Source organism: Streptomyces sp. NPDC057654 (assembly GCF_042800135.1).
Lineage (GTDB): Bacteria > Actinomycetota > Actinomycetes > Streptomycetales > Streptomycetaceae > Streptomyces.
This window is the reverse complement of record NZ_JBHVHQ010000442.1, coordinates 1-6873: the sequence shown is the minus strand read 5'-3', so window position 1 is coordinate 6873 and position 6873 is coordinate 1. Positions and strand designations below refer to the sequence as shown.

At 67.7% G+C, this 6873-nt stretch carries 8 protein-coding genes and 1 pseudogene; 3 read left to right on the top strand and 6 right to left on the bottom strand.

The window, feature by feature from the left end:
* Positions 1–206: 206 nt before the first annotated feature.
* Positions 207–848 (bottom strand): hypothetical protein, encoded by a 642-nt coding sequence (locus ACFU99_RS27175; protein ID WP_384396676.1) that lies wholly within the window; start codon positions 846–848, stop codon positions 207–209.
* Positions 849–1335: 487 nt separating this feature from the next.
* On the opposite strand from ACFU99_RS27175, the gene ACFU99_RS27170 reads away from it, so the two are divergent.
* A complete protein-coding gene (locus ACFU99_RS27170) occupies positions 1336–2106 on the top strand; it encodes a helix-turn-helix domain-containing protein (protein WP_384396673.1) in 771 nt (256 codons plus the stop codon).
* A complete protein-coding gene (locus tag ACFU99_RS27165; RefSeq protein ID WP_384396669.1) occupies positions 2103–2576 on the top strand; it encodes an NUDIX hydrolase in 474 nt (157 codons plus the stop codon). The genes ACFU99_RS27170 and ACFU99_RS27165 overlap by 4 nt, the downstream gene beginning before the upstream one ends.
* On the opposite strand, the gene ACFU99_RS27160 is transcribed toward ACFU99_RS27165, so the two are convergent.
* From ACFU99_RS27160 to ACFU99_RS27140, 5 genes are all read right to left on the bottom strand, one after another.
* Positions 2564–3133, bottom strand: a complete 570-nt coding sequence (locus ACFU99_RS27160) for an HD domain-containing protein (protein ID WP_384396679.1) — start codon at positions 3131–3133, stop codon at positions 2564–2566. The two genes, ACFU99_RS27165 and ACFU99_RS27160, sit on opposite strands and share 13 nt — an antisense overlap.
* Positions 3134–3144: 11 nt before the next feature.
* Positions 3145–3723, bottom strand: a complete 579-nt coding sequence (locus tag ACFU99_RS27155; RefSeq protein WP_384396666.1) for a GntR family transcriptional regulator — start codon at positions 3721–3723, stop codon at positions 3145–3147.
* Positions 3720–3968, bottom strand: a complete 249-nt coding sequence (locus ACFU99_RS27150; protein ID WP_384396663.1) for a type II toxin-antitoxin system RelE/ParE family toxin — start codon at positions 3966–3968, stop codon at positions 3720–3722. The genes ACFU99_RS27155 and ACFU99_RS27150 overlap by 4 nt, the downstream gene beginning before the upstream one ends.
* Entirely contained in the window at positions 3965–4258 is a 294-nt protein-coding gene (locus ACFU99_RS27145; protein ID WP_384396660.1) for a hypothetical protein, read from the bottom strand. The genes ACFU99_RS27150 and ACFU99_RS27145 overlap by 4 nt, the downstream gene beginning before the upstream one ends.
* Positions 4259–4637: 379 nt before the next feature.
* Positions 4638–6404: a dolichyl-phosphate-mannose--protein mannosyltransferase gene (locus ACFU99_RS27140; protein ID WP_384396657.1), complete on the bottom strand. Its 1767-nt coding sequence runs from the start codon at positions 6402–6404 to the stop codon at positions 4638–4640.
* Between the two features lie 96 nt (positions 6405–6500).
* Here ACFU99_RS27140 and ACFU99_RS27135 point away from each other — a divergent pair.
* A pseudogene (locus tag ACFU99_RS27135) lies at positions 6501–6873 on the top strand (hypothetical protein); the annotation flags it as partial.

Genomic DNA, 6873 nt, shown 5'->3' with positions numbered 1-6873 from the left:
GCGTCAGCCCCGCCAGGTCCAGCCCGCCGACGACGAAGAGGCCGAAGCCGTACGTATAGCCGCCTAAACCGGACCCGCTTCCGCCGCTTCCCCCGCGGCGCGCCCGCGGGGGGGGGGGGCGGGGGCGGCGGCGCCCCCCCCCCCCCGCGACCGTCGGCACCGCCACCGGGGCGGGGTGTCGGCGATCGTGGTTGCTGGTCAGGGGGCTAGCGGCAGAGGTCCGGCCGGGTGCTTCGCGTCCGGCCCTGGACCAGGTCGGCCATGCGGTCGGCGAGGCGGCGGGCGGGGACGCACGGCTTGCCGGCCTTGCAGGCCGTGCAGTCGGCGCGGTGTTGCATCAGGGCCGTACGGAGCTGGGCATAACGGGGCGCGGGCGGCTCTGGCTGGGCCACACGGCGGATGCGGGCGCGCAGTTCAGCGGCGGTGCGGCAGTTCCCGGCCCGGCAGTGCAGGCAGCGCTTGAAGGAGTGTTCCTCCAAGGCGGCACGGAGCTGGCGGACGGTGGGAGCCATCTGGTGCAGGGCCGGGGCGGGCTGGGGGCGGGGCTTCCGAACGGCGCGTTCGGCGCGGCGGCCCGCAGCGGACGCGTCGGCTTCGGCGGCCTTGCGGGCCCATCGCTTGATGTCGAGGTCCATTTCGATGCGGCGGCCGGACCCCGGGCACCGGGGGGCGCGGTGGCCGCGTTCGGTGCTGTCGAGGTGGTGAGGCCAGATCTTCCCGCGGCGGATGGGGTGCCATGCCTCGCAGTCGGGGCAGACGACCGAACGGCGTTCGCCGTCGCGGAGGTTGATGCGGTGCGCCGGGAGAGTGCTGAGCTTGAGAGGTTCACGGACCGTGCTGGGCTTCATGAGGGAGCTCCACGGATCGAGGAGAGGCCGGGCGAAGCGGTCTCCGCGCCCCAGGGCCAATAGCCGTGGGACGGGGACACCGGGTCGTAGTGCCGGAAGAAGGTGGTGCTCCCGTAGCCGGTGAGGGTCTCGTGTATCTGCCACCTCGGAAGAGCTCTACGGGCTATGGAGTTGTGGGATGTGCCGTCAGGCCCGTTTCGCGGGCCTTCTGGGCACGTTCGTGCAGGTCAAGCGCAGCCGCCCCCTTCGAGCCCCTTCCAGGGTCGCGAGGCGCTGTGAGAGACAGGTAATACCCGTCTCTCTTGGCTGTCAAGAGAGACGCCCCGAAGGTGTGTTCATCGCCGGAACCGCCGCTCTCGATCAGCGACATGACGAGCATGGCGGCGGGGCGCAGGACGTTGGACTCCGTAGGTGTACGACCTGCGACCGACTCGCTACAGTCAAAGCCGTCCCAGAACGTCCCAGGCGGGAGAGACGGGAGGATCGCATGGCGAACGAGAAGCTGCGCGGGGCGATCGTCGAGAGCGGACTCAAGTTGGAGCAGGTCGCGGAGCGCCTAGGTGTCTCCCCGAAGACCGTCGAGCGCTGGATTTCTGACCCAAAACGAAAGCCATACCGGCGTTTTCAGTACGCCGTCGCGTCCATGCTTCAGCGCGAGGTCTCATATCTCTGGTCAGACGAGCGGACTTCGGAGGAAGTTAGCGCGTCGAGTGACTCGGAGGTAATGAAGCTCTACGCCCATCGCTCTGTCGTCCCGCACGGCACGTGGACGAAGCTTTACGCCAACGCCACGACGCACTTCGATGTGCTGGTCTATTCGGGGTTTTGGCTAACCGAGGACCCACAGTTCCATCGGCTCGTGCGCGAGAAGTCGTCCACTGGTGTACCGATCCGATTTATGCTTGGCGATCCCAATAGTTCAGCAGTTGCTATACGCGGCGAAGACGAAGGGATTGGCTCAGCCATGGCGGGAAAGATCCGCAATGCACTGATGAATTACGCCCCACTCTTTCGGCTGCCGAACGTGGAATTCAGGCTTCACGCCACTACGCTCTACAACTCGGTCTACCGTTCCGACAATGAGTTGTTGGCGAACGGTCACGTCTTCGGCGTAGGTGCTTACATGGCCCCGGTCCTGCACCTTCAGCGTGTCCCGGGAGGCGAACTCTTCGACACATATGCGGAGAGCGTGGAACGCGTCTGGGAGAGCGCTAGGCACATCACGTCACCCACTGATTGCGAAGACGCCACAGCATGAGCCGCATTGATTACTTCCGCGACCCGAACGCGCCCAAGGCGAATTCGGTCGTGCCGTCTGTCACTGCTGTCGTTGTGAATGGCCAGGGAAGCATCCTGCTAATCCACAAGACCGACAACGATCTGTGGGCCCTCCCGGGCGGCGGTCACGACGTAGGTGAGAGCATCAAGCAGACGGTCGTCAGGGAAGTGGAAGAAGAAACCGGCATCACAGTCTACGTGGAAGACATCGTGGGCATCTATACCGACCCGCAGCACGTCATGAAGTACGACGATGGCGAGATTCGCCAACAATTCTCTATATGCTTTCATGCCCGTCCGGTTGGCGGCAACCTGCGAACTAGCTCAGAATCAAAAGAGGTCCGTTGGGTTCCCCCAACGGACCTCGATCAACTGGAAATCCACCCTTCGATGCGACTCCGAATAACCCACGGACTTGATGCGTCGCGTGCGGTTCCCTATATCGGCTGACTGGCCTCCTGCACCGACCTGAGCCTATCCTCAACGCGCTGTACAGCCGCATGAATCTCGGGGGTAGCTCGCTGGATGAAGCGACCAACGACCGTGTCCGGTCCGTACCGTTCAACAATTTCGGATACTCGGGCCTCAGACGTGGTGGGCTCACCATCGGGGGTGGTGGTCATATCGCAGAAGAGAAGAGCGTCTACCAGTACTGGGTGCTCCAACTCGAACTCGGTTGCCAACTCCTGCCGGAGTCCCCGCTCTTCAGCCTCAAGCAGCGCACACGAGTGGTGCGCCACGAGACAGACGACGCGCTCGTCCATTCCTTCCTGCTCCCGCAAGAACCGGCCGCCGTCGAGAGGGTGGAAGCCTGTGGATGCGATACGGGGTGAGTAGCCAATGTCATGGAGGACTGCCGCAGCCTCCAGCAAGACAGCATCCTCCCCGAGGATGGGCCGGAGAGAACAGGCCCGCTCAGCAACTCCGAGAGAGTGCCGCCAGCGGCGCGGCAGAGGTTCGGACAGCAACGATTCGGCGAGGCTGTACGCCCGCTCTGCGAGATCCATGGTGTCCAAGGTTACGGGGCCTCCTGACCGGCTGGGAGGACCCGAACTCGCCGACGGCGATCCGGGCCCTTCTCGATGAGCCCCTGCCCTTCCATCTCCGCAACGGCGGTACGTACCGCCGTCCGCGACGCTCCGAATCGGTCGCACAGCTCCCTCTCTGACGGGAAAGGGGCCCCCACTGCCGTTCCCTCAGCGCGGAGCAAGTCAGTCACTCGCTCTACGAGGGGGCGACGGTCACCGGTCCCTGCGACGTACCAGCCGGCGCCCTGAACGGACTCGATCACGCCGTCGTCCTTCAACACCTTGAGTGCACGGCCGATCGTGGTCCGGCCCACGCCATACGTACGCATCAGCTCTGCTTCAGAGGGCAGATCTTCACTAATCTTGCGTTTCTCGATCTTCTGTCTCAGCGACTCCGAGATCTGCAAATACGTACCTCGCGGACTGGCCTGCGGCACGCGATTTTCCCTTCGCTGGGCTCCAAGCGGCTCTGGCGACGATTCACCGCTTCCAGCTTCGCACGCCGCGGCTCGGTGCCTGTTGTGCCCGTCATCTGCCGCGGCCCGCTGGCGGGCCGCGGTGGGTCTCATCCTGCCCACGTGAAGCTGACGGGCGTGATCCGTCCCGTATGTGCATTCACCAGGATCACGACCGAGCCCCAGCGGCCGAAGGCGGCTTCCCGCATGATCCCGTCGTCTGTCCCGTACGGCACAGTCGGTCCGTACGGGTCATCCTCCAAGGAGCGGAAGAGATCAAAGAGGGCGTCACGGGCCTCATCGGGGAGGCGGGCGATGGCGTCGAAGGTCGTCCGGCTGATGTGGACGTGCCAGTTCACGCGGCGTTGCCCTTCCGCCGGGCCTTCCACTGCTCGTACTGGGCGCGCCCTTCGGCTGACTCTTCCTCGTGCTCGGAGGGCAGGACACCGTGAGCAAGGAAGTGGGCGCGCAGCGCCTCGTTGCCGGGCTGCTGCCCTTCCCGCTCTTCGAGAGAGCGAACCCAGCGGGCCAGGAGGCCGGGCAGGTCGTCAACGGCGGTGAAGTTGACTTCCCGCATGAAGGTCTGGCGCAGCTCCGGGTGCGGCAGCGTGTGCGCGATGCTGTCGATCGTCCAAGTCTGACCGCTCATGGTGCTCATCCTTCCCGGCGTCCGCTGATTCGAGAGTAGCGGCGCCGCCTCCCGTTGTTCTCGTCTTTGTCCAGTGCACTGTCGGGCACTGCTGTTCGCCAGGGGACGCGTACCCCGTCCGACCCGCCGCGTGGACTGGGGCGGGCGCCCCCGTACGGGAGCGCAGGGCCGACATGGCGTAGCACAAGGCGGCGGGGACCCGCGCTTCCCGTCCGAAGTGAACATCAGGTGGCAGGGCGACGGCTCCGGCCGGGCCCGCGACGCCGACGGTTTGGGCCGTCTGTGGGCCGTCCGAAGGCGGCCCATGATGACCAACAACGACCAACGATGACCAATCGTGATGGGTAGCCCGTAGTGCCGGGGGTTCGCGTTTCCCCCGCTAGATCCAGCTGTCGAACCACATGCGATTGCGCCACGCGTCCAGCGGAATCGCCTGCCCCGTATAGATCGGGAAGAAGTAGACGAAGTTCCACACGATCAGCAGGACCAGCGCGCCCGCGCCCACCGCGCCGACCACCCGCCGCCGTTCGGAGGAGCCCGCCGGACCCAGCAGCGCGCCGATCATCATCGCCAGCGCCAGACAAAGGAAGGGCAGGAACACCACCGCGTAGAACAGGAAGATGGTCCGTTCCTGGTAGTTGAACCACGGCAGATAGCCCGCCGCGACCCCGCACAGGATCGCGCCGGCCCGCCAGTCCCGCTTGAACGCCCAGCGGTAGAGCAGATACAGCAGCGCGAAGCACGCCGCCCACCACAGCAGCGGGGTGCCCAGGGCCAGCACCTCGCGGGCGCACTTGCCCACCGCGTCCTTGGGGCAGCCGTCCTGGCCGGGCTTGGGGGACTCGTAGAAGTACGAGACCGGGCGGCCCTGGATCAGCCAGCTCCACGGGTTGGACTGATACGTGTGCGGCGACGTGAGGCCGGTGTTGAACTTCCAGACCTCCGTCTCGTAGTGCCACAGGCTGCGCAGCGGATTGAGCACCCCCGCCAGGAAGCCGTCCGCGCTGTAGCCGCCCTCCGTCTCCGCCCAGTGCCGGAAATAGCCGCTGTGCTGCCAGCCCGCCGACTTGCTGTACGTACCGCTCTTGGCGAACCAGCCGGTCCACGAAGCCAGATAGACGCCGACCGCGACGACCGCCGTCGACAGGAACGCCCACGGCACATCGCGCCGCAGCACCGAGCGGTACGGGCGATAAGCCCCCGCCAGGCGGCGCGAGCCGACGTCCCACAGGACCACCAGCAGACCGAACGCCGCCAGATAGACCGCGCCGTTCCACTTCGTCGCGCACGCCAGCCCCAGGCAGACGCCCGCCGCCAGCCGCCACGGCCGCCACCCCAGCTTCAGCCGGTCGCCGACCATGGCGTCCGGGCGGGTCAGGCCGTCCGGGCCGGCCGGCAGCGCCGCCGCGATCCGCGCGCGGGTCCTGTCCCGGTCGATCAGCACGCAGCCGAAGGCCGCCAGCACGAAGAAGACCAGCACCGAGTCGAGCAGCGAGGTGCGGCTCATCACGAACGCCAGCCCGTCCACCGCCATCAGCAGGCCCGCCAGGCACCCCAGGAACGTGGAGCGCAGCAGCCGCCGCCCGATCCGGCACAGCATCAGCACGCACGCCGTCCCCAGCAGCGCCACCACACACCGCCAGCCGAACGGCGTCAGCCCGAAGACCTGCTCGCCCAGGCCGATGACCCACTTGCCGACCGGCGGATGCACCACATACGACGCGGCGTCGCTGACCGGGATGTGCTGCGGCGTATGGAGGATCTGGTCATTGGCGTCCTTCGGCCACGACGCCTCGAACCCGTACTTCCACAGCGACCAGGCGTCCTTGGCGTAGTACGTCTCGTCGAATATCACCGAGCGCGGCGAGCCCAGCCGCCAGAAACGCAGCAGCCCCGCGAAGAGCGTGACGAGCAGCGGCCCGCCCCAGCCCGTCCAGCGCGCCAGCCGCAGCGCCGCGCCGGGACCGACGCCGAGCGCGGCCCACAGCCGCACGCCGGGCTCGGGGAACGGCGGCACGAGCCGTTCCCGCAGGTCCGTCCGCGGCCGGCCCGCGTAGCCGAACCGGCGCAGCCCCCGCCGCCAGTTCCGCTGCTGATCGTCGGCGGCCCGGCCCTGCTGGGCTTGCGTGGCGGTGTCACTGGTCACCGCGCCATCGTAGGGAACTCATCTGTGCGAGTCGCGGGGCGGCGCACGGCTCGGCGTGGGGCGGCGCGGACGCGGGGCGCGAGGAAGTCCGTACGCATGGCGCGGAGAGGTGCGTACGGGCCGCGCGAGGAGGTCCGTACGGGCCGCCCACCGGCCCGCCCCTGCGAGGATGGAACGGTGAACGCCGCATCCACTGACACCCCCGCCAGCGCCCCCGCCGTGCTCGTCCTCGCGGGCACCCCCATCGGCGACGTCGCCGACGCCCCGCCCCGGCTCGCCGCCGAACTGGCCGCCGCCGACGTGATCGCCGCCGAGGACACCCGGCGGCTGCGCCGCCTCACCCAGGCGCTCGGCGTCCACACCACCGGCCGTGTCGTCTCCTACTTCGAGGGCAACGAGTCGGCGCGTACGCCCGAACTCGTCGAGGCGCTGACCGGTGGCGCCCGGGTCCTGCTCGTCACGGACGCCG